Raw genomic sequence first — 20,589 nt, forward strand, 5'->3', positions numbered from 1 at the left:
CAATGCGCGCCGCCCGCCGGAGAAACCTCGCCATGGATGATCGCATCAACGAACTCGAAATCAAGCTCGCCTTCCAGGAAGACCTGCTCGATACCCTGAACAGCACCGTGGCGCGCCAGCAGCAGCAGATCGACCTGCTGCAGGAGCAGATGCGCGCGCTGTACCAGCAGGTGCGCAGCGCCGCCACCACCGCGGCCGAGGCCGACCCCCAGCAGGAAATCCCGCCGCATTACTAAGGTGAACGGCCCGGCCGTGGGCATGCCATTGCCGATATGACGGAACGCCATGCCTGCCGCTGCGGTCTGACAGGCTGATTCCATTTGCCGCGCTGTCCCATGGCGCGCCCGATCCGCCACATGCGCCTGAAACCGTTCCTGCTGCTCGCGGCAACCTGCATCGCGGGCTCGGCCCCGGCCCTTGCCGGCTACAACCTCTGGACCGGCGAATATTCCCTGAGCCGCCAGGAACTGCAGACCGAACTCGACAAGCGCTTTCCCGCCACGCTGCGTTACGCCGACGTCGTCAGCGTGCAGCTCAGCCACCCGCGGCTGGTGCTGGATGAAGCCAGCAACCGCATCACCACCCATGTCGACGCACGCCTGACCAACGCCCTGCTGCCTGCGCCACCCGTCGACGGCAAGCTGGCGCTCAACAGCGGCGTGCGCTATGACCCGGCCAAACGCGCGGTGCTGCTCGACAATCCCACCGTGCAGCAGGTCGAAGTCACCGGCATGGCGATCTACCGCGAACAGCTCAACGCCATTGGTGCCGTGGTTGCGCAGCAGCTGCTGAAGGACTATCCGGTCTATACCTTCAAGCCGGAGGAACTGCGCGTCGGTGGCAAGGACGTGGAACCGGGGGCGATCACGGTGGGCAAGGATGAGGTAAGGGTAGAGGTGAAGCAGCGATAGGCGCACCTTCGGGCTGCACCCGCCCTCCACGTCCTGGTCCAGCCCGCCGGTGCATCAGCCCTTGCTGCCCCGAAACACCAGCCCCAACCCCCCCAGCACCGCCCCCATTCCCGCCAGCGCCAGCGGCGCCATGCGGTTGCCCAGCAGCAGGTAGTCAAGCAGCGCCGTGCCCGCCGGCACCAGGTAGAACAGGCTGGTGACGTTGACCAGGTTGCCGGCGTGGATCAGGCGGTAGAACAGCAGCGTCGCGCCGATCGATATCCCCAGCGCGAGCCACAGCAGCGGCGCGGCAAACGCCAGCGACGCCTCGAAGGCGAAGGGCTGGAACGGCAGGCACAGCAGGCAGGCCGCCAGGCTGGCGCCGTACTGCAGGGGCAGCACTTCGACGGGTGCGCGCGTGCTGCGCTTCTGCAGGATGGCGCCGACGGTCATGCTGGCCAGCGAGGCCAGCGCGCACAGCACCCCCGCCGGCGACAGCCTGGCCAGCAGCAGGCTGTCCGCCACCACCATGGCCAACCCCGCGAACGCCAGCGCCAGGCCGCCAAGGCGCGCGGCACTGGCGCGCCGCTCGGTCAGCAACAGCGTCAGCATCGGCTGCGCGCCGAGCACCGTGGCCAGCACGCCGGGCGTCATGCCGTGGTCCAGGGCCAGAAAATAAAAGACGGCGTAGCCGCCGATCAGCAGCAGGCCCGCGCAGGCCGTGTGCAGCCGCTCGCCGCGCGGCGGCAGCAGGCGCTTGCGCGTCAGGCCGAGCGCGCCCAGCACGGCGCAGACCAGCGCAAAGCGCAACGTCAGCAGGGCGAACGGGGTGGCGTGGTCGAGCGCCAGCCGGGCGGCGATGGCGCCGCTGCTCCATAGCAGCACGAACAGCGGTGTGGCCCAGAGGGCGGAGGAAAGGGTACGCGTGTCGCGCGCGGCGTCGAATTGCGCCGTGCAGTCTTTGTCGGTCGTCATGGCATGTCATCTGTCGTCAGCTTGGCAGGCTCCGGCAACGCGCATCGGCATGTGGCCACGGCGCGGCGGCAGCGCGCACGGGCGTGCGGCTGCCGTGCGCGCAGGCACACGTATGCGGGACTACCGGAGACGAGAAGGGCTGGGGCGCGTGCCCGTCAGCCGCGCGGCGGCGGCGGATGTGCACCGCCAGAGAAGGGCGGCGGCGCGACAGATGTGAACGCAGGCCGGCGACGCGAGCACGGCAGCGCGCGGCCCAGGGGCGCGGCATTGACGGTGCGTTGGCGGTCTGCGGTCATGGTGGAAACAGGGAATCTCGAAAAGATATCGAATCGGCTTCGATCAATCGGTGGGGCGATGCTATGCCTGGCCGGCGCTGGCGTCAACGGGATCGGGCGTCTTCCTGCTCCAGACGCGACACCAGTGCCTGCAGCGCCGGCGCGCACCCTGCCTCGATCTTCAGTGCCAGCATGGCATCGGCACGCGTGGTGCCAAGGTTGAGCGCGGCCACCGGCTTGCCCATCTGGCCGGCCCGGACGCAGAAGCGGTAGCCGGAATACACCATCAGCGACGATCCCACCACCAGCATCGCATCCGCGTCGGCCAGCGCGGCGCGCGCCGCGTCAACGCGCGCGCGCGGCACGGATTCGCCGAAGAACACCACGTCAGGCTTGAGGATGCCGCCGCAATGGCCGCAGCTGGGAACCTGGAACTGGGCGAACAGCGGCGATTCGAAATGCACGTCGCCATCGGCGGCCGGTGCGGCAATCACGTCGCGCAGCGCGGCGTTGCGGGCGAGCAGCCAGTCCTGCAGGCCGGCGCGGTCGTGGCTGGCGCCGCAGTCCAGGCAGATGGCGCTGGCCAGGCTGCCGTGCAGTTCGATCACGCCCTGGCTGCCGGCTCGCTGGTGCAGGCCGTCGACATTCTGCGTCACCAGCGCCGTGAGCCGGCCCTGCATACCGAGCCGTGCCAGCGCGTGATGGGCAGCGTTGGGCCGCGCCTGCCACGCCAGCGGCCAGCCGAGCATGCTGCGCGCCCAATAACGCTGGCGACCGGCGTGCGAGCCGAGAAAGGCCTGCAGGGTGATCGGCGGCGAGCGCTGCCACTGGCCGCGCGCGTCACGGTAGCCGGGAATGCCGGAATCGGTGCTGATGCCGGCACCGCTCAGCACGAACAGGCGCGGGTGGCGCTGCACGAAATCGAACAGCGCCGCCACGGCTTCCGTCGCGGCTTGCGAGGGCTCCGTCATCAGCGCGCTCAACGGGCCGGATCCTCGGCATGGCGCGCGGCCTGGCGCGCCTCCCATGCCCGCAGCGCCTCGCGGTAGTGGTCGAGTTCCTGGTAGTAGTAATCGAAGATGCAGGGATCGCAGCCGGAGCCGCAGCACTCGCCGTCGGCGGGTCGCTCCGGGGGCTGGGGGCGGGGATCGTCAGGGGAAATCGTGGAACCGGCGACAGGGACGACGGGGGACACTTGAGACACTTGCGGATTGCGCGCACGGCGCCATGGCAGACCAGCCCCCAGTATATTCCGGCGCGCCCGCCGGTGCGCCGGGGCCCTGGGGCAGCGCCGAAAGCCGATCTGCACGCTTCCGAGGCGCGTGTTGAATTGTTTTGGCAGGCGGCGCGGCACAGGGCCTGCACGCCACGTTTTGCCGGAAGATAGCCGGACTCCCCCCACGGCAACCGGCCGCGCAGCGGATTGCGACCCCGATCGAGCCATGAAGGCAGCCCCACACCATCGCCTGCGCCACGCCGGCACGATGAGCCTGCTTGCCGCCATCGCGCTGACTGCCGGCGCCGCGACGGCCGCAGACCGTCCGGCGCCAATTCATGACGCCGGCGCTGCCGCGAGCCCTGCTGCCCCCGCTGAGGCGCACGCTGCCGCGCCGGGGCGTCCGCGCATTTGCCTGGTGCTGTCGGGCGGCGGCGCGCGCGGCGCCGCCCATATCGGCGTGCTCAAGGTGCTGGAGGCAATGCGCATCCCGGTCGACTGCATCGCCGGCACCAGCATGGGGTCGCTGGTCGGCGGCGCCTACGCCACCGGAATGGCGCCTGCGGAGATGGAACGGCTGGTCGCCGGACTGAGCACCGACAAGCTCTTCAAGGAACGGCCGCCGCGCCAGGACCTGACCATCCGCCGCAAGCAGGACGACTACACCAACCTGATCACGCCCGAGATCGGCGTGCAGGCAAGCGGCCTGCTGCTGCCCAAGGGCGCGGTTTCCGGCGTGCAGCTGGAGACGGTGCTGCGCCAGCTGGCCCGGACGCCGGGCTTCCGCGACTTCGACCACTTGCCGATCCCCTACCGCGCCGTGGCGACGGACCTGGTGGCGGGCACGCCGGTAGTATTCAGCCAGGGCGAACTGGCCAACGTGATGCGCGCCAGCATGTCGGTGCCGGGCGCGGTGGCGCCGGCGGAATACGAGGGTCGGCTGCTGGTCGACGGCGGGCTCACCGACAACCTGCCGGTCGGCGTGGCGCGCGCCATGGGCGCCGATATCGTCATCGCGGTGAACCTGGGCACGCCGCTGATGAAGCGCGAGGAGTTGACCTCGGTGATCGGCGTCACCGGCCAGATGCTCAATATCCTGACCGAGCAGAACGTGCGCGCGTCGCTGGCCTCGCTGCGGCCCACCGACGTGCTGATCGAACCCGCACTGGGCGACTTCTCCGCGACCGATTTCGACCACCTGCCCACCACCATCCCGATCGGCGAGGCGGCGGCGCGCCAGGTTGCCGACCGCCTCGCGCCGCTGGCGCTGCCGCCGGCGCAGTATGCCGCGTTGCGCGCGGCCCAGCAGGCGGTGCAGCCGCCCGACACCCGCCCCGTCGACGAGATCCGGCTGGCCCCGCTGCATCGCGTCAATCCGGACTATGCGACCGCGGTGATGCAGACCCGGCCGGGCGAGCCGATCGACCAGGCTGCGCTGGACCAGGACATGCGCCGCCTGTTCGGCACTGGCGACTTCGAGCACGTCAACTACAGCTTCCTGGAAGAGCCCGGCAGGCGCGTGCTGACAGTCAATGCGGTCGAGAAATCGTACGGCCCCGACTACCTGCGCTTCGGGCTGGGACTGAGCTCGGACTTCCGCGGCGATGCGTACTTCAACCTGGTCGGCAGCTACCGGCGCACCTGGCTCAACGCGTTGGGGGCGGAATGGCGCACCGACGCGCAGGTGGGCCAGACCTCGGCGCTGAGCAGCGAGTTCTACCAGCCGCTGGATACGCGCCAGTTCTTCTTCATCGCGCCGCGCATCGAGCTTGAGCGGCGCCCGGTCAATGTGTTCCGGGGCAGCACGCGCATCGCCACCTACGACGTGCGCCGCTTCGACCTCGCGCTCGACGTCGGCAGCCAGTTCACCAAGTACGGCGAGTTGCGCGTCGGGGTGCAGACCGGCTCGGAGCATGCCACCCTGAGCACCGGTCCGGCCTCGCTGGAACCGGGGCCAGGCAATATCCGGCGCGGGGCCATCACGGGCCGGCTCTTCTTCGACCAGCTCGACAGCGTCGACTTCCCGCGCTTCGGCTATGCCGGCGGCGTGCGGATCTATGCCTCGCAACCGGGGCTCGGGGCGGACCGCGAGTATGTCAAGGCACAGGCCGACGGCACCTATGTCCACTCGTTCGGCGACCACACCCTGTCGTTCGGCTTCAAGGTTGGCGGCAATCCCGGCGGCAATCCCCTGCCGCACTACGACCTGTTCCAGTGGGGCGGTTTCCTGCAGCAATCCGGCTACGCCACCGGCCAGCTGATGGGCGGCAACCTGCAGTTTGCGCGGCTGGTGTACTACAACAAGCTGGCGCGGCAGACCCTGCTCCAAGGCGTCTACGCCGGCTTTTCGCTGGAAGCTGGCCGCGTGGGCGACCCGCTGGTGCCGGGCAGCCCCACCGGGCTGCTCAAGTCCGGGTCGGTGTTCCTGGCGCTCGACAGCCCGCTCGGGCCGCTGTACCTGGCGTATGGCCGCGCGGCGGCCGGGGTCTTCAGCTTCTATCTGTACCTGGGCAAACCGTTCTGATGCAGGCTCCATGTGCGCCTGCCGTACCCCACCAAAGTTGTATGTAATGTCTTAATTCAAATGTCTATACTTTTGCTGTCACCAAGACCCCCTCTTGAATGACACCTTCCCCGGTCGCCGCTTCCCCAGCGGCGACTTTTTTATGGGCGCGTGCAAGGGCGACGGCGCGCCTATAATTCCTGCCTCGGGCTGCACTTGCGGCCGCCTTGGCGCCGGTGTTTGCGCGCACCCTTCATGCAGATCGACTTCCTCCATTTCACGCCGTGGCTGTCGCTGGCCGGGGGGCTTGTTATCGGACTCGCGGCGGCACTGATGATGCTCGGGCTTGGCCGTATCGCCGGCATCTCCGGCATCGTCGGCGGCCTGCTGCGGCTGCCGCAGGGCGACATCGCATGGCGCGTGGCCTTTGTCGTCGGGCTGTTGCTGTCGCCGTGGCTGGCCAACGCGTTCGACGTCATGCCTGCAGCTCGTATCGACGCGGCCTGGACCGAGGTGCTGATGGCCGGGCTGCTGGTCGGCGTCGGCACGCGCTACGCCGGCGGCTGCACCAGCGGCCACGGCGTATGCGGGCTTTCGCGCGGCTCGGTGCGTTCGCTCGCGGCCACCGTAACCTTCATGGCGGCCGGCTTCCTGACGGTGCTGGTGCAGCGCCACGGACTGGGGGGCTGAACCATGGGCACGCTGCTGGCATTGCTGGCCGGACTGGTGTTCGGCATCGGGCTGATTCTCTCCGGCATGGCCAATCCGGCCAAGGTGCTGGGCTTTCTTGACCTCGCGGGCGCGTGGGACCCATCGCTTGCCTTTGTCATGGCCGGCGCGATCCTGGTCGGCGTGGCCGCCTTCGCGCTGGCGCGGCGACGCCAGCGCTCCTGGCTGGGGCTGCCGATGCAATGGCCGGCGCTGGCCGCCGTCACGCCGCGGCTGGTGCTGGGTAGTGCCGCGTTCGGGGTGGGCTGGGGCCTGGCTGGCTTTTGCCCGGGTCCCGCGCTGGTCGCGCTGGGCGCCGGTTACGCCAAGGCCTGGGGCTTCGTTGCGGCGATGCTGGCTGGCATGGCGCTGTTCGAAGTGGCCGAAGCACTGACCGCGCGGCGGCGTTGATGCACTGCAGCATGCAACCAGTGCTGGCCCCCGGCGGCCGACCGGTTTAACATTGCGCGATTATCGAACAACCGAGACCCACCCCGCCCCCCATGGATGTTCTCCGCCCCATCGGTCTTGGCCATGCCCAGGCTGACACCGTCCGCGTTGCCCGGCCCCAGGCCGACCTGCTGGCCAGTTTCGCCGGCGACCCCAATTTCATGCTCTCGCTGGCGCGCGGGCTGACCGTGCTGGAAGCCTTTTCCGAACGCAAGCGGCCTCTGACGATTTCGCAAGTGGCGCAGCGTACCCAGCTGTCGCGCGCCTCGGTGCGGCGGTGCCTGTATACGCTCGAACAACTGGGCTATGTCAGCCAGCAGGACGGGCAATTCGCGCTGCGCCCGCGTGTGCTGCACCTGGGTCACGCGTATTTCTCGTCGACCTCGCTGGTGTCGTTGGCGCAGCCGATCCTGGACAACCTGAGCGCGCGCATCCACGAGACCTGCACCCTGGCGATCCTGGACGGCACCGACATCCTCTACCTGGTGCGCTCCGAGGTGCAGCGCGTGCTGAACTACTCGCTGGGCATGGGCAGCCGCCTGCCGGCCTACTGCACCTCCAACGGCCGGCTGCTGCTGGCGCACCAGCCCGCCACGGTGCTGGACGGCTTCTTCGAGCATGCCGAACTGCGCCCGCGCACGCTGCAGACCAAGGTCTCGCGGCAGGAACTGGAAGCGTGCTTCGAGCGCGCCCGCGAAGTGGATTATGTCATCGTCGATGAAGAGCTGGAGCCTGGCCTGCGCGCCATGGCCGTGCCGGTGCGCTCGGCCTCCGGCATCGTGCTGGCGGGGCTGAGCGTGAGCGTGCGCGCCGCGCGCGTCTCCGAGGCGGACATGATCACGCGGCTGCTGGCGCCGATGCGCGAAGCCGCCGCCGCGATCGGCCGGATGGTCGGATCCTGAGCCTGCCTGCACGGTAGGTATCAGCCGCAGCGGGAACCGCGCCGGCATCGACGCGTCGTCTCAGCCGCGGTGCGCCAGTTCCAGCGCGAATACCAGCCGCTGCAGGAAGTTTTCCATGCGCCCGTCCGGATTGACGAACGCGCAGCCGAAGTGGTGGATCGCGCTGTCGTCGTGGCCCACCAGCCAGTGCCCCACCACCTGCAAGTCCACCTCCAGCTTGCCCAGCTCGCGGAAGTCAAGCCGGCACTTGGCCATCGTGGTGCCGATCGGCAGGTGATCCGCGGTCACGGTTTTTGAGCGCAGTCCCACGCCGGACAGCGACAGGTCGGCGATATCGAGCCCCAGCACGATCTTGTCCGGCCGCGGCATCTCGCAGCGGTAGCCCTTGGTCACCAGCGTGCGCGCGCGGAAATGGCGGCGCCGCTGGAAGTGATAGAGCTTTTCCGGAAACTCGACCACAAAGGCTGGGCCATCGTCATAACGCGTGGCCGCCGGCTGGCCCACCATGAAATTGACCGGCACGCCGCGCAAGAGCCCGGAGAACGCATTCTCTGTGGAAGTCAGCAGCGACATCCGCTCGGGCTCGGCGTTGCACCAGTCGAACACGAAGGTGCGGTTGACCGGATCGACATGCAGGATCGAGGTGACCAACTGGTGCGCGGTGCGGGTGCGCACGCTCAGCATGCACTTCTGCCACGCCAGGTCGCGCAGCACCGTGCCGATCTGCGAGTTGTGGGTCAGCCGATAGCGGTCGTCCGTCGGCTTGGCTTCGGGTTCGGATTCGGCGCCGGTATCGGCTGGCCCGGGGGCGTCGTGCTGGTTCATAGATTCACGCAACATCTGGAGAGGCGGGGAGCGCCGGCTACGGGGCAGCCGCAGGGGCAGGCACGCACCAGCCGGGGCCATCGGCGGCACCGCCTGCCGGCGCGCCGCATGTTAAGCGCCTGCACCATTGGCCGGCAAGACCGATGATCTCACTTCGGCAAATCTGTCGCAGAACTTGAGAGCAGACTTACGGGGGGTAGCGCTTACGTGGCTTTTTCAGGCCTGCGCCGGCGCCAGCGTGGCCTGCGCGCATTCGCGCAGCCATGCGAGCAAGGCTTGCCGGCGCGGATCGTGTTCGAACGGCGCGGGCGACAGCAGGTGGTAGGCCGACCCGTCGGCGGCAAAACCGAACGGCGCGGCCAGCCGGCCGTCGGCGATCTCATCGGCAGCCATCAGCTGCGACGCCATGGCCCAGCCCAGTCCCGCCGCCGCGGCCTGCAGGCTCAGATAGAAATGCTCATACCAGGCGTCGCCGTCAAAGCGCAAGCGTGCCGCGGCATCGGCGCACACCGCCTGCCAGCGCTGCCAGGCCTCGGGCCGCGTATGCGTATGCAACCGCACCGGCGCCACCGCGACGCCCTGCGCCGGCTGGGGCCGGCACACCGGACCCACCTGCTCCTGCACCACCTCGCGCGCATGCCAGCGCGCATCGAAGGCGAAGTCGTTGCGCCGCAGCGCCAGGTCCGCACCGCTGCGCGCAAAGTCGATTGACCCGCCCGCCGCCATCAGGTGCAGCGGAATGTCGGGATGGCGCGCGGCAAAGCGCGGCAGCCGCGGGATCAGCCAGCGCATGGCGATGGTCGGTTCGCACGACAGCACCAGGGCCCGACCCGGCGGCTGGGTGCGGATGCGCGCGGCTGCGGCGGCCAGCCCCTCCATCGATTGCGTCGCCGCCGCAAACAGCGCCCGCCCCGCCTCGGTCAGGAAGACGCCGCGGTTGCGCCGCTCGAACAGCGCCACGCCGAGCGTGTCCTCGAGCTGCCGGATCTGCCGGCTGACCGCGCCATGGGTCAGGTGCAGTTCCTCCGCCGCGCGGGCAAAGCTTTCGTGGCGCGCCGCGGCCTCGAAGAATCGGATCCATCCCAGCCAGTGCATGGGTCAGTTTTTTTCACGGAAACGGGCCAGTATATATCGGTTGTGGCGGGTCCTTCCGCCACGCAGAATTGGGTACGCTTGGATCGCCAGACCGCGCGATCAGCCCCGAAACACAACATAACCTGACGCAATATGCTCCTTCTCGCCGAATCCCTGGCAGTTGCCGCAGTGACCGTGCTGGCCGTGGTCAGTCCCGGCCCGGACTTCGCCATGGTCACCCGCAACAGCTATCTGCATGGCCGTCGCGCCGGCCTGCTCAGTGCGCTGGGCATCGCACTGGGGGTGCAGGTGCATGTGCTCTATACGATGTTCGGGGTGTCACTGCTGATGGCCCACGCGCATGGCGTGCTGACGGTGGTGAAGGCGCTGGGCGCCGCCTACCTCGTGTGGATTGGCCTGCAGACGCTGCGCAACCGTGACGCGCTGACGGTGGACCTGCACGGCGAACGCGCTCTGGGCCCGCTGGCGGCGCTGCGCATGGGCTTCCTGACCAATGCGTTGAACCCGAAGACCACGCTGTTCGTCATCAGCACTTACACCCAGGTGGTGGATGCCCGCACGCCGGTACCGGTGCAGTGGGCCTATGGCGGGTTCATGTCGGTGGCACACCTGGCGTGGTTCAGCGTGGTGGCCTGGGTGTTCACTGCGCCGGCGCTGCGCGCGGCCATGCTGCGGCGCCAGCGGCTGCTGGACCGCGCCATCGGCTCGGCCTTGTGCGCACTGGGCGTGGCGCTGGGGTTCAGCAACCTGTCTTAGGGTCCGGATCCGGGTCCGGGTCCGGCGCCGCCAGCGGCCAGGCCAGGCGCAGCAGGTGTTGCGGGCCCTGCGGACCCAGCTGGCTTTCGAACAGCACCAGCCGCGCCACGCGCCACGGCGCGCTGGCCAGCGTGCGGTGCGCATCGAGCCAGGCGCGCAGCGCGCTCTCGGGCACGGTCGGCTTGCAGCGAGCCAGGGTCACGTGAGGATGGAAGCGGCGCCGCTCCGGCAGGAAGCCGGCCGCGTCCGCCAGTGCCTGTCCCACCTCGGCGTGCAAGGCGCGCAGCGTGTCAAGGCCCGGACCGGGCGCCAGGCCCGCCCACAGCACCGACCCCGGGCCGCTGCGGAAGCGCCCGGTGCCATATGCCTGCAGCAAGAACGCCGGCGTGCGCAATGCCTCAAGCGCGGTGTCAAGCTGGTCGAGCGCGGCCTCGCCCAGGCCATCGCCGAGGAAATGCAGGGTCAGGTGCACCTGCGCGGGCGTCGCGGCCCGCACGCCGTGCGCGGCAGGAAGCGTGGACAGCAGTCCCGCCGCCTGTGCGGGCGGCACTTCCACCGCGATGAACAGGCGTGCCATGCCAGCGCGGCCGGCCTCAGTCCGCCGTGGCGGCGATGCCCTCGCGGCGCAGCAGGGCACGCTTGCGCTCGATGCCGCCGGCATAGCCGGTGAGCGCGCCGGCGCTGCCGAGCACGCGATGGCAAGGCACGATCACCGACAGCGGGTTGCGGCCGACCGCGCCGCCCACCGCGCGCGCATGCGTGGGCGGCAGGCCCAGCGTGCGCGCCAGTTCGCCGTAGGATGCGGTGGCGCCGCACGGGATTTCCAGCAGCGCTTGCCACACGCGCTGCTGGAACGGGCTGCCGGCAAAGCGCACCGGCACGGTAAAGCTGTCGCGGCGGCCGGCGAAATACTCCGCGAGCTCGGCGGCGGCGCGGTCCAGCACCGCGGCATCGGCAGGGGGCGCGTCGCGGCTGTCGGCAATGCCGACGGGATGATACTTCTGCCCCGCGAAGAAGAGGCCGGTCAGGTGCCCGTCGCACGCGCGCAGCAGCACGGTGCCCAGCGGGCTGTCGAGATGGCGATAGCTGGTCATGGGATGGTCTCCGGTTGCGCCGCTGCCGGCGGCGTGTCCTTCATCGCTTCGTAGCGGTGCCACAGGTGGATCGCGGCGTAGGCCCGCCACGGCGCCCATTGCGCCGTGCGTTCGTGCATCGCGCGCACGGTGCTGACGCCCAGCACCTTGCGCAAGGCGTAGTCGGTGCCCGGGAAGGCATCGGGCCAACCCAGCGCGCGCATGGCGACATACTGCGCGGTCCAGTCGCCGATGCCGTCGATGTCGCGCAGCGCGGCCACGGCCTGCTCCGGGGCCGCATGCGTGTCGAGCACCAGCGTGCCGTCGGCCACACGGCGGGACAGGGCCTGCAGTGTGCGAGCCTTGCCCGGCGACACCCCGGCCTCGCGCAGCGATGGCTCCGGCAGCGCAGCCAGTGCGGCCGCACTGGGAAATGTGTAGCGCAGGCCGTCCGGCGGCGCGCCGTCCAGCGCCTGCCCCGCGCGCTGCGCCAGCGCGGCCAGGATGCGCCGCGCCTGCAGCACCGAAATCACCTGCCCCACCACCGCGCGCACCGCGATCTCGAAGCCATCGACGCAGCCCGGCAGGCGCATGCCAGGCATCGCCTCGGCCAGCGCTCCAAGATGCCGGTCCACCACGTCGGGACGGCAACCCAGGTCGCACAGCCGGCGCACCTTTCCCAGCGCTTGCGGGATCACGCGCGCGAGCGACGCGGACAGCGTCACGCGCAATACCAGCCGGCGCGGCACATGCTCGATACGCACCCAGCCCAGGTAGGCGCTGCCGCCGGCTTCGACCCGCAACGTGCGCAGGTAGGCGCCGTCGCGGATGGCCTCGATGCCGTCGACCGCGCGCGTGGCCAGGAAGCCCAGCCACGCCTCCCACGCAAACGGGGGGCGGTAGCCGAGCTCGAACACCAGCCGGTCAGCCACGCCGTCGGCGGCACGCCGGCGCAGCGCCAGCGGCGTCAGGCCGTAGCGGGTCTTCAGCACATCGTTGAAGCGGCGCACGCTGCCGAAGCCCGCCGCCAGCGCCACGTCCGTCACCGGCAGCGCGGTATCGGCCAGCAGCCGCTTGGCCAGCAGCAGCCGCTGGGTCTGCGCATACTCCAGCACCGACACGCCGAACTGCGCATCGAACAGCCGCCGCAGGTGCCGCTCGGTCACGCCGATGCGCGCCGCCAGCGCGGCCACGCTGCCTTCGGCCATAAAGCCTTCGTCGATCAGCGTGGCGGCGGCCTGCGCCAGCCGCCCGGAAATATCGGCCAGGCCGTGCCCTGGCGCCAGTTCCGGGCGGCAGCGCAGGCACGGGCGGAAGCCATGCTTTTCGGCCGCGGCGGCGCTTTCATAGAACGTGCAATTTTCGCGCTTGGGGGTACGTACCGCGCACACCGGCCGGCAGTACACGCCGGTCGACGAGACGCCCACGAAGAAGCGTCCGTCGAAGCGGCGGTCGTGCGATGCCACGGCCTTGTAGCAAGTGTCGGGATCCAGGTTCATGACCGCATGCTACCGCCAGATGGCGCCGCGCATCCGCTGGTTTCGGACCTTTCCCTCTGGCGCGCGGGGTTCGCTTGCGGCACAGTTGCCGACATGGGACAGGGTCGGCATGGTGCGGGCGCTGGCCTGGCCCCGCGCCCGCACCATTGCCCTTGCCCTTGTCCTTTGCCATCGGAGAATCCATGCGCCGTACTGCCCTGCAACTGTCACTGCTTGCCGCGCTGGCCTGTCCCCTGGCGCAGGCGCAGCCTTCGGCAGCGCCTGTGCAGGCGACGCAGGTGGCGTCCGTCGAAGGCATCACCGAACACCGCCTGCCCAACGGCCTGCGCATCGTGCTGGCACCCGATGCCGCCAAGGCCACCACCACCGTCAACCTCACCTACCTGGTCGGCAGCCGCCATGAAAACTATGGCGAGACCGGCATGGCCCACCTGCTCGAGCACCTGCTGTTCAAGGGCACGCCGTCGCTGCCGGGCAAGGCCATCGCGGGCGAATTCGCGCGGCGCGGCATGAGCGCTAACGGCACCACCGCGCAGGACCGCACCAACTACTTCGAGACCTTCACCGCCAGCGACGACCACCTGGACTGGGCGCTGCGCATGGAAGCCGACCGCATGGTCAACAGCGTGATCGCGCGCGCCGACCTCGACAGCGAGATGACGGTGGTGCGCAACGAGATGGAGATGGGCGAGAACAGCCCCGGGCGCATGCTGATGCAGCAGACCATGGCCGCCGCCTATCGCTGGCACAACTACGGCAAGGCCCCGATCGGCGCACGCAGCGATGTGGAGCACGTCAGCATTGACAACCTGCGCGCCTTCTACCGCCGCTATTACCAGCCCGACAACGCGGTGCTGGTGGTGGCCGGCAAGTTCGATCCTGCCGCCACGCTGGCGCGCATCGAGCGCTATTTCGGACCGATTGCGCGCCCGCAGCGCGTGCTGCCGCCCGAACCTACGGTCGAGCCCGCGCAGGAAGGCGCGCGCGAACTGGTGATCATGCGCCCGGGCGACACCCGCCTGGTGGCCGCGCAATACCATGTCAGCCCCGGCGCGCACCCTGACACCACCGCCCTGTCGCTGCTGACCATCATCCTTGCCGACACCCCCGGGGGCCGGCTGTACAAGGCGCTGGTGGAGCGCGGCCAGGCCGCGTCGATCAGCAGCGCGTTCTACGCGATGAAGGATCCGGGGGCGCTGCTGTTCATGGCGCAGGCCTCGCAAGACCAGCCGCTCGCCGCCGCCCGCGCCGGCCTGATCACGCAGATCGAGGGCTTTGCCGAAGCGCCCGTGACCGAGGCCGAGCTGGAGCGCGCGCGCGTGCGCATGCGCAACGCCTACGAGCAGTACATGAACGATCCCGGTGCGCTCGGGATTGCGCTGTCCGAGGCCATCGCCAAGGGCGACTGGCGCCTGTTCTTCCTGGCACGCGACCGCATCGAGACCACCACCCTGGCCGACGTGCAGCGCGTGGCGCAGAACTACTTCCAGGCCTCTAACCGCACTGTGGGTATATTCCTGCCGGCCGACCAGCCGCCGCGCGCGCAAGTGCCGGCGGCGCCGGACATCGCGGCGATGGTCAGCGGCTACCAGGGCCGGCCGGCGCTGGCCACGGTGGCGGCATTCGATCCCAGCCCCGCCAATATCGAAGCCCACACCACGCGCCAGACGCTTGCCAACGGCATGCAGCTGGCACTGCTGCCCAAGCCCGCGCGCGGTGAAGTGGTGCACGGCGTGCTGGTGCTGCGCATGGGCGATGCGCAAAGCCTGCAGGGGCTGAGCACGGTAGGCGCGCTCACCGCCGCGATGCTCCGCCGCGGCAGCGCCGGCATGGACCGCCAGCAGATCGCCGACCGCATCGAGGCCCTGCGCGCGCGCGTCGGCATCGCGGGCGGCTCCGAGCAGGTGACGGTCAGTTTCGAGACGCGCCGCGCGCATCTGCCGGAGGTACTGGCGCTGTTGCGCGGCCTGCTGCGCGCGCCGACATTTCCTGAAGCAGAATTCGAGACCCTGCGCCAGACCAGCATCGCCGAACTCGAAAGCGTGCAGCGCGAACCCGGCGTGCTGGCCTCCAATGCGCTCAGCCGGCACGGCGACCCCTACCCCGCCGGTGACCCGCGCCATGCGCGCACCATCGCCGAGAATGTCACCGACCTGCGTGCGGCCACGCTGGCGCAGGTGCGTGACTTCCATGCCCGTTTCTACGGCACCGGCCATGCGCAGCTGAGCCTCGTCGGAGATTTCGATAGCGCGGCTGCCGCCGCGCAGGCGGCTGAGTTGTTTGGCGACTGGACCGCGCCGCAGCCGTATGCGCGCGTCGACCGGCCATTCGTGCCGATCCCGGCCGCCGAGTTCACGCTGCCCACGCCGGGCAAGGCTAACGCCGTGTACCTGGCCACCGCCCCGATCAACCTGACCAATGATGCGCCCGACTATGCGCTGATGATGATTGCCAACCGGGTGCTGGGGGGCGCCAGCCTGCGTAGCCGGCTGGCGGACCGGTTGCGCCAGCGGGAAGGCGTGAGCTACGGCGCGGGCAGCTGGGTGCAGGTCGGCGCGCTGGACCGCGCCGGCCGCTTCGGCGTGCGCGCGCAGTATGCGCCGCAGAGCCTGCCGCGCGTGCAGCGTGCCGTCAACGAAGAACTGGAGCGGCTGGTGCGCGACGGCATTACCGCACAAGAACTTGCCGAGGCCGTCAGCGGCCTGCTGCAGCAGGGCATGGTCAGCCGCAGCAACGACGCGGCGCTGGCCGGCGCGCTGGCCAGCCAGCTCTACCTCGGCCGCACCATGGCCTTTACCGCGGAACTGGAACAACGCCTGCGCGACGCCACCCCTGAAACCGTCAACGCGGCCATCCGCCGCTATATGCAGCCCGGCACACTGTCGCGCGCCTATGCCGGCGACTTCGCCGGCGCCGCGGCGCAGGGCGGTACAACTGGCCAGGCAGGCGCTCCCGCCAGCACTGCGACCGGTTCCACGGGCGGCGGCAACGAAGCCAGCGACGCGCCACCCGCGCGCCCCTGACATGTCCCTGTCATACCCCGGCGACCATACTTCCCGGCGGTGGCGCCAGCCGCAAGCGCGGACAACGCCGCGTCTGGCGTTGCGCGGCGCAAGGGCCTTGCCCCGACCCCGGGTTGACTGTATATTCGTACAGTATAAGTCGATATAAGAGGTGTGGATGTCAATCGTGCGAGCTGGCAGCAAGGCAGAAGCGCTCAGGCTTCTGGCCTCGGAAGGCGTGCTGGCGCTTGAGCTGGACTACGAGACCGGATGGCAGGACGCCGTCGAACTCGGCAGGCTCGGAGAAAAGCGCGGTATCAAGGTGCAGTATCGCGGACAAGAGAGCATCGCCGTCCGTTCCCGCGAAGCCCTGATCGAAGGGCTGGCCAAACCCAAGGCGACCTTCCGTCAACGCAATCTTTATTGCCAGTTCGATCTCGGCACGCTGGCGGACCATGAACTGCTCGACCTCGAAGCCAAGGCCACGCGGCTCGGCGACTATATTCTCGCCGGCCACCTGCTGCGCGACGTCGACGGGGTGTGGCCGCAATAAGCGGCCTGCGCACGCCTGCGTTACTCGAAAAAGAAAAAGCCGCCCTGCAGGCGGCTTCCGTCACGTTGCGCCGGTCCACGCTCACACGGATCGCTGCACCCATGCAGCGCTTGCCCGCGTGGCGATCAATGCCAGACCCGGCTCGCGTGGGGCCAGCGCGCCGCGCATGACTGCGCCACCGCCGCGTCGATGATCTCGTTGCCGGCATCAGCCGGCTCCGCCGAGGCGGCCTCCAGCGCGGTGCGCCACAACACCGCCGACACCAGCGTCTTGCATTGGCGTCGCTCGCCATGCGCCAGCGCCAGCAGGCGGTCGTAGCCGTCGATCACGATCAGCCGGTCGCCATGGCGCGGCTGCAGGCTGAGCGTAAACAGGTGGTCGCACTCGCACTGCATGCGGCCACCGCTGACCGCCACCACGATGGCGCCGGGCAACGCGATGCCGCTGCCCTGCACCTCGGCCCGCAGGCGCGCCAGGTGCGCCTGCACGCGGGGGTCCGGGGCCGCGGCGACGCTGGCCGCCACCTGCCCGGGCAGCGCACTGAGCACCATCAGCTCGGCAGGCGACACCGCCAGCGTGTACGCCTGCAGCGCGGGGCGATAAGTCGCCACCACCGCGCGCAGCCGGTGCGGCGCGCGGTCATCATGTCCTGCGTGCGGCGCACCGTCGGGCGCGCGGAACTGCATCGTGTCCATCTCGACTCCTGCCTCGCCGGGCGGTTGGGCTCAGTCGCGCAGCAGCTGCTTGGCGATGATCATCTGCTGGATCTGCGTGGTGCCTTCGTACAGGCGCAGCAGGCGCACATCGCGGTAGAAGCGTTCGGCCTTGTACTCGGCGATATAGCCGGCGCCGCCGTGGATCTGCACCGCGCGGTCGGCGACGCGGCCCACCATCTCGGTACAGAACATCTTGGTGCACGACGCCAGCATGCTGACTTCCGGATCGCTCTTGCCAGCGGGCTTGGCGTCGTAGCGCTGGGCGCAGTCGCGCACCATCGACAGGCCCGCGTAGAGTTCGGCCTGGCTGTCGGCCAGCATTGCCTGGATCAGCTGGAAGTCGCCGATCGGGCGTCCGAACTGCTTGCGTTCCTTCGCATAGGCCACGGCGTCGGTGATCAGCCGGTGCGCCATGCCGCACGCCAGCGCCGACAGGTGCAGGCGGCCGCGGTCGAGCACCTTCATGGCGGTCTTGAAGCCCACGCCCGGCACGCCGCCAATGATATTGGCCGCCGGCACGCGCACGTTCTCCAGCACCACGTCGCAGGTCTTGGTGCCGCGCTGGCCCATCTTCTTGTCAGGCTTGCCCAGCGAGATGCCGGGGGTGTCGGCCGGCACGATGAACGACGAGATGCCCGAGGCGCCCGGGCCGCCGGTGCGCGCCATCAGCGTAAAGGCGCCCGCGCGCGGCGCGTTGGTGATGAAGCGCTTGGTGCCGTTGATGACGTAGTGGTCGCCGTCCAGCTCGGCTTTGGTCTGCAGCGATGCTGCATCGGAACCGGCGTTCGGCTCGGTCAGCGCGAACGAGATGATCATCTCGCCGCTGGCGATGCGCGGCAGGTACTGCTGTTTCTGTTCCTCGGTGCCATCCATCAGGATGCCCTGCGAGCCGATGCCGACGTTGGTGCCGAATACCGAACGGAACGCAAACGCGGTATGGCCCAGGTCGTAGACCACATCGCATTCCTGCGACATCGACAGGCCGATGCCGCCGTAGTTCTCGGGGATGGAAATGCCGAACAGCCCCATCTCCTTCATGTCGGCGACGATGTCTGCAGGCACGTCGTCGGTTTCCTCCAGCGTGTCTTCGGCGGGCTTCAAGCGTTCGTCGATGAAGCGCTGCACCGAGGCGCGCAGCAGGGCAAAGGATTCTTGGTCTAGGGCCATGGGGATTCTCCGGGTCAAGCCAGTACGTCAGTCTGGCCGCCTATGGTACGCCGGTCGCACGATTTGACAATCCACTGGATCTTGGACAGAAGCGTCAATAAAACTTGACAATACAAGCCGTGCCGCCTCTATGTGATGGCCAACAGGCCCGTCACGCCGATGGCTAGTGCCGCCAGTGCATCGCCAGCGATCAGGCCTCCGCCCAGCAGCGACGCGGTGCTCATGTCCTGCGGCAAACCCGGCCGGTGCCCGCCCGCTCCCCCGACGGCGGCGCCCACGCTGGCCACCACGCCACCCGCGGCCATCCATCCGGCCGCCGCCAGGTTGACGAACCCGCCAAACGACGACGCGTAGGGCGAGGGCAGGACCACCGCATCGAGCACGAAGTCAGCGGCCTGCCCGCCCCGGCTGGATCGCGCAAAGCGTTGCCACGCGGGCCGGCCGAGGACGACGCGACGCAACACCGCCGTGACCAGCCCGATCGCGAGCCCCACCGCCACCGCCATGTGCTGATCGGCACGGTTTTGCGACAGGCCATGCAGCACGCCCACGATCTTGTAGGTCATGGCCGAGGTCCAGCGCGCCGGCTGCTGCTCGGCCGGCAAGCTGGTCTGGTCCAGCCCCAGCACCGGGTAGGCCTGCAGGAACAGCCTGGCCATCGCCACGGCGACCAGCGCGCCCACCACGATACCCGCCACCTGGTAGCCGAACTGCACCATGCGGTCGCTGCCCAGGCGCCAGCCGGTGGAGCGGTCCTGCTGCATGTCGCTGGCCTCGGCCGTGGCCACCAGCAGCACCGTGGCGGCGATCAGGCCGACCTGCGGCGCGCGCAGGCCGGCGGCCGCCATCAGGATCACCGACAGCACGAACGCCGACGAAATCGGGTTCTGGTCAACCATGCCGACCGAGATGCCGTTGACCAGCGCAAACACCAGCGCCAGCAGCACCGCCATCAGCTGGTAGCCGAGCGGCTGACCGAACCACGCCACGCCCGCCGCGACCGTGGCCGCGCCCCATAGCAGCGCCCAGGCCGCCACCCACCCCATGGCGGGCCCGCGCCGCGGCGCCGGGCCCCGCTGTTCGCGTCCTGCTCGCCACTGCCGGCAAGCCTGCGCCAGCAATTGCGCCAGATCGACCGCGGCCGCCCCCATGATCATGCCCAGCGCCACCAGGAACGTGGCCTTGCGGTACGGCTCGCCCGGCGCCAGCCAGCCGGCGGCGACAAACCATGGCGTCATGGCCCAGCCGGCCAGCCCGCCCACCAGCGCCGCAACGCCCACGCGCGCGCCGACGATCATGCCCGCGCCGAAGGTCGCCGCCGACAGGTCCAATGCCGCCAGCCAGGGCAAGCGCGGCGCGCCCAGCCCGCTGGCCAGGCCCAGCGCCATGCCGCCGCCGAGCCGCGCCACCGATCGGCGCAGCAGCGCCGCATCGGTCAGCGCGCGCAGGATGTTGGCCACCGCCAGTCCCGACGGAAAGGTCAGCTGCATGCGGTCTACCAGCAATGGCGTGTACAGCATGCCCACGCCCACCCCGAACATGCCGATACACAGCAGGTACAGCAGCAGTTGCCACAGCGGCGGCTGCGCCATGCCCAGCCACGCCATCGCCTGCAGCACCACGGCCATGCCGCCCATGCCCGCCACCGACGCCGCCGCGGTCTGGATGTAATTGGCGCCATGGCGGCCTGACGCGCCGTAGCCGGCGGTCACCACCGAGCCGAGGATGCCTGCCAGCACCTGGCCACCGACAAAAAAGCCCAGGGAAAAATTCATGTACGCCGCGGCAACGCCGCCCAGCGGCCCGAGCACCAGCATGCCGGCCGCGCCCAGCAAAACGTGGTATTGCCAGCTGCCCGGAGGCGGCAGCCAGGCGGTGCGGGGCGCGGCTTCGGTGGGTACCATCGGCATGGCGAGACGGAGCGGACGGATCAGTGTGCCTGCTGCGAAGCATAGGCCAGGGCCCCCCGGGGAGGCGTGAGACT

General features: G+C 69.6%; 20 protein-coding genes. 9 read left to right on the plus strand and 11 right to left on the minus strand.

The features are described from left to right. Positions 1-32 precede the first annotated feature (32 nt). A complete protein-coding gene (locus E5S69_RS15805; protein WP_171515586.1) occupies positions 33-236 on the plus strand; it encodes a SlyX family protein in 204 nt (67 codons plus the stop codon). Between the two features lie 99 nt (positions 237-335). Then, positions 336-911, plus strand: coding sequence for a DUF1439 domain-containing protein (locus tag E5S69_RS15810; protein ID WP_423766641.1), 576 nt, complete (start codon positions 336-338; stop codon positions 909-911). A 54-nt stretch (positions 912-965) separates the two neighbouring features. Here E5S69_RS15810 and E5S69_RS15815 read toward each other — a convergent pair whose 3' ends face one another. The 3 genes from E5S69_RS15815 to E5S69_RS15825 all read right to left on the minus strand — a co-directional run bounded on the left by E5S69_RS15815 (position 966) and on the right by E5S69_RS15825 (position 3,335). Beyond that, positions 966-1,865 carry a DMT family transporter gene (locus tag E5S69_RS15815; protein ID WP_171515587.1) on the minus strand — a complete coding sequence of 300 codons (900 nt, stop codon included), beginning with the start codon at positions 1,863-1,865 and terminating at the stop codon, positions 966-968. 379 nt (positions 1,866-2,244) lie between these two features. Next, positions 2,245-3,111, minus strand: coding sequence for an NAD-dependent protein deacetylase (locus tag E5S69_RS15820; RefSeq protein WP_171515588.1), 867 nt, complete (start codon positions 3,109-3,111; stop codon positions 2,245-2,247). Between the two features lie 8 nt (positions 3,112-3,119). Next, a complete protein-coding gene (locus E5S69_RS15825) occupies positions 3,120-3,335 on the minus strand; it encodes an oxidoreductase-like domain-containing protein (RefSeq protein WP_171515589.1) in 216 nt (71 codons plus the stop codon). 247 nt (positions 3,336-3,582) lie between these two features. Here E5S69_RS15825 and E5S69_RS15830 point away from each other — a divergent pair, with 247 nt between their 5' ends. The 4 genes from E5S69_RS15830 (at position 3,583) to E5S69_RS15845 (ending at position 7,919) form a co-directional block, all read left to right on the plus strand. Beyond that, complete coding sequence (locus E5S69_RS15830) at positions 3,583-5,880, plus strand: patatin-like phospholipase family protein (protein ID WP_171515590.1); 2,298 nt, start codon at positions 3,583-3,585, stop codon at positions 5,878-5,880. Positions 5,881-6,114: 234 nt separating this feature from the next. After that, positions 6,115-6,549, plus strand: coding sequence for a YeeE/YedE family protein (locus E5S69_RS15835; protein WP_171515591.1), 435 nt, complete (start codon positions 6,115-6,117; stop codon positions 6,547-6,549). Positions 6,550-6,552: 3 nt separating this feature from the next. Beyond that, on the plus strand, positions 6,553-6,978 hold the full coding sequence (locus E5S69_RS15840; protein WP_171515592.1) for a DUF6691 family protein: 426 nt from the start codon (positions 6,553-6,555) through the stop codon (positions 6,976-6,978). Between the two features lie 92 nt (positions 6,979-7,070). Further along, positions 7,071-7,919, plus strand: a complete 849-nt coding sequence (locus tag E5S69_RS15845; protein WP_092314986.1) for an IclR family transcriptional regulator domain-containing protein — start codon at positions 7,071-7,073, stop codon at positions 7,917-7,919. 60 nt (positions 7,920-7,979) lie between these two features. Here the strand turns inward: E5S69_RS15845 and E5S69_RS15850 are convergent, their stop codons facing one another. Both E5S69_RS15850 and E5S69_RS15855 read right to left on the minus strand, forming a co-directional pair. Continuing rightward, a complete protein-coding gene (locus tag E5S69_RS15850) occupies positions 7,980-8,759 on the minus strand; it encodes a flagellar brake protein (protein ID WP_171515593.1) in 780 nt (259 codons plus the stop codon). Between the two features lie 201 nt (positions 8,760-8,960). Then, the gene (locus E5S69_RS15855) at positions 8,961-9,839 is read right to left on the minus strand and encodes a LysR substrate-binding domain-containing protein (protein ID WP_171515594.1); all 879 of its coding nucleotides are present in this window, start codon (positions 9,837-9,839) and stop codon (positions 8,961-8,963) included. Positions 9,840-9,971: 132 nt separating this feature from the next. Here E5S69_RS15855 and E5S69_RS15860 point away from each other — a divergent pair, with 132 nt between their 5' ends. Then, complete coding sequence (locus E5S69_RS15860; RefSeq protein ID WP_171515595.1) at positions 9,972-10,595, plus strand: LysE family transporter; 624 nt, start codon at positions 9,972-9,974, stop codon at positions 10,593-10,595. Here E5S69_RS15860 and thpR read toward each other — a convergent pair. Genes thpR through E5S69_RS15875 form a run of 3 tightly spaced genes read right to left on the minus strand, consistent with a single transcriptional unit; the run spans position 10,579 to position 13,167 of the window. Continuing rightward, entirely contained in the window at positions 10,579-11,172 is a 594-nt protein-coding gene (gene thpR, locus E5S69_RS15865) for an RNA 2',3'-cyclic phosphodiesterase (protein WP_171515596.1), read from the minus strand. The two genes, E5S69_RS15860 and thpR, sit on opposite strands and share 17 nt — an antisense overlap. 16 nt (positions 11,173-11,188) lie before the next feature. Further along, positions 11,189-11,689: a methylated-DNA--[protein]-cysteine S-methyltransferase gene (locus tag E5S69_RS15870; protein WP_171515597.1), complete on the minus strand. Its 501-nt coding sequence runs from the start codon at positions 11,687-11,689 to the stop codon at positions 11,189-11,191. Beyond that, positions 11,686-13,167 carry an AlkA N-terminal domain-containing protein gene (locus E5S69_RS15875; protein ID WP_171515598.1) on the minus strand — a complete coding sequence of 494 codons (1,482 nt, stop codon included), beginning with the start codon at positions 13,165-13,167 and terminating at the stop codon, positions 11,686-11,688. The genes E5S69_RS15870 and E5S69_RS15875 overlap by 4 nt, the downstream gene beginning before the upstream one ends. A 182-nt stretch (positions 13,168-13,349) precedes the next feature. On the opposite strand from E5S69_RS15875, the gene E5S69_RS15880 reads away from it, so the two are divergent. Both E5S69_RS15880 and E5S69_RS15885 read left to right on the plus strand, forming a co-directional pair. Continuing rightward, positions 13,350-16,190, plus strand: a complete 2,841-nt coding sequence (locus E5S69_RS15880) for a M16 family metallopeptidase (RefSeq protein WP_171515599.1) — start codon at positions 13,350-13,352, stop codon at positions 16,188-16,190. A 157-nt stretch (positions 16,191-16,347) separates the two neighbouring features. Further along, positions 16,348-16,722 carry a hypothetical protein gene (locus E5S69_RS15885; RefSeq protein WP_010811174.1) on the plus strand — a complete coding sequence of 125 codons (375 nt, stop codon included), beginning with the start codon at positions 16,348-16,350 and terminating at the stop codon, positions 16,720-16,722. Positions 16,723-16,847: 125 nt separating this feature from the next. Here the strand turns inward: E5S69_RS15885 and E5S69_RS15890 are convergent, their stop codons facing one another. From E5S69_RS15890 to E5S69_RS15900, 3 genes are all read right to left on the minus strand, one after another. Beyond that, on the minus strand, positions 16,848-17,417 hold the full coding sequence (locus E5S69_RS15890) for a hypothetical protein (RefSeq protein WP_171515600.1): 570 nt from the start codon (positions 17,415-17,417) through the stop codon (positions 16,848-16,850). Positions 17,418-17,447: 30 nt separating this feature from the next. Then, a complete protein-coding gene (locus E5S69_RS15895) occupies positions 17,448-18,605 on the minus strand; it encodes an acyl-CoA dehydrogenase family protein (protein ID WP_171515601.1) in 1,158 nt (385 codons plus the stop codon). Positions 18,606-18,733: 128 nt separating this feature from the next. After that, entirely contained in the window at positions 18,734-20,515 is a 1,782-nt protein-coding gene (locus tag E5S69_RS15900; RefSeq protein WP_171515602.1) for an OPT/YSL family transporter, read from the minus strand. Positions 20,516-20,589 lie beyond the last annotated feature (74 nt).

This window comes from Cupriavidus necator, from assembly GCF_013141915.1.
Taxonomy (GTDB): Bacteria; Pseudomonadota; Gammaproteobacteria; order Burkholderiales; family Burkholderiaceae; genus Cupriavidus; species Cupriavidus necator_B.

Excerpts from the sequence above, each read along its gene's own strand:
- E5S69_RS15805 (WP_171515586.1), top strand. The coding sequence starts at position 33 with ATGGATGATCGCATCAACGAACTCGAAATCAAGCTCGCCTTCCAGGAA.
- E5S69_RS15810 (WP_423766641.1), top strand. The coding sequence starts at position 336 with ATGGCGCGCCCGATCCGCCACATGCGCCTGAAACCGTTCCTGCTGCTC.
- E5S69_RS15815 (WP_171515587.1), bottom strand. The coding sequence starts at position 1,865 with ATGACGACCGACAAAGACTGCACGGCGCAATTCGACGCCGCGCGCGAC.
- E5S69_RS15820 (WP_171515588.1), bottom strand. The coding sequence starts at position 3,111 with ATGACGGAGCCCTCGCAAGCCGCGACGGAAGCCGTGGCGGCGCTGTTC.
- E5S69_RS15830 (WP_171515590.1), top strand. The coding sequence starts at position 3,583 with ATGAAGGCAGCCCCACACCATCGCCTGCGCCACGCCGGCACGATGAGC.
- E5S69_RS15835 (WP_171515591.1), top strand. The coding sequence starts at position 6,115 with ATGCAGATCGACTTCCTCCATTTCACGCCGTGGCTGTCGCTGGCCGGG.
- E5S69_RS15840 (WP_171515592.1), top strand. The coding sequence starts at position 6,553 with ATGGGCACGCTGCTGGCATTGCTGGCCGGACTGGTGTTCGGCATCGGG.
- E5S69_RS15845 (WP_092314986.1), top strand. The coding sequence starts at position 7,071 with ATGGATGTTCTCCGCCCCATCGGTCTTGGCCATGCCCAGGCTGACACC.
- E5S69_RS15850 (WP_171515593.1), bottom strand. The coding sequence starts at position 8,759 with ATGTTGCGTGAATCTATGAACCAGCACGACGCCCCCGGGCCAGCCGAT.
- E5S69_RS15855 (WP_171515594.1), bottom strand. The coding sequence starts at position 9,839 with ATGCACTGGCTGGGATGGATCCGATTCTTCGAGGCCGCGGCGCGCCAC.
- E5S69_RS15860 (WP_171515595.1), top strand. The coding sequence starts at position 9,972 with ATGCTCCTTCTCGCCGAATCCCTGGCAGTTGCCGCAGTGACCGTGCTG.
- thpR (WP_171515596.1), bottom strand. The coding sequence starts at position 11,172 with ATGGCACGCCTGTTCATCGCGGTGGAAGTGCCGCCCGCACAGGCGGCG.
- E5S69_RS15870 (WP_171515597.1), bottom strand. The coding sequence starts at position 11,689 with ATGACCAGCTATCGCCATCTCGACAGCCCGCTGGGCACCGTGCTGCTG.
- E5S69_RS15875 (WP_171515598.1), bottom strand. The coding sequence starts at position 13,167 with ATGAACCTGGATCCCGACACTTGCTACAAGGCCGTGGCATCGCACGAC.
- E5S69_RS15880 (WP_171515599.1), top strand. The coding sequence starts at position 13,350 with ATGCGCCGTACTGCCCTGCAACTGTCACTGCTTGCCGCGCTGGCCTGT.
- E5S69_RS15885 (WP_010811174.1), top strand. The coding sequence starts at position 16,348 with ATGTCAATCGTGCGAGCTGGCAGCAAGGCAGAAGCGCTCAGGCTTCTG.
- E5S69_RS15890 (WP_171515600.1), bottom strand. The coding sequence starts at position 17,417 with ATGGACACGATGCAGTTCCGCGCGCCCGACGGTGCGCCGCACGCAGGA.
- E5S69_RS15895 (WP_171515601.1), bottom strand. The coding sequence starts at position 18,605 with ATGGCCCTAGACCAAGAATCCTTTGCCCTGCTGCGCGCCTCGGTGCAG.
- E5S69_RS15900 (WP_171515602.1), bottom strand. The coding sequence starts at position 20,515 with ATGCCGATGGTACCCACCGAAGCCGCGCCCCGCACCGCCTGGCTGCCG.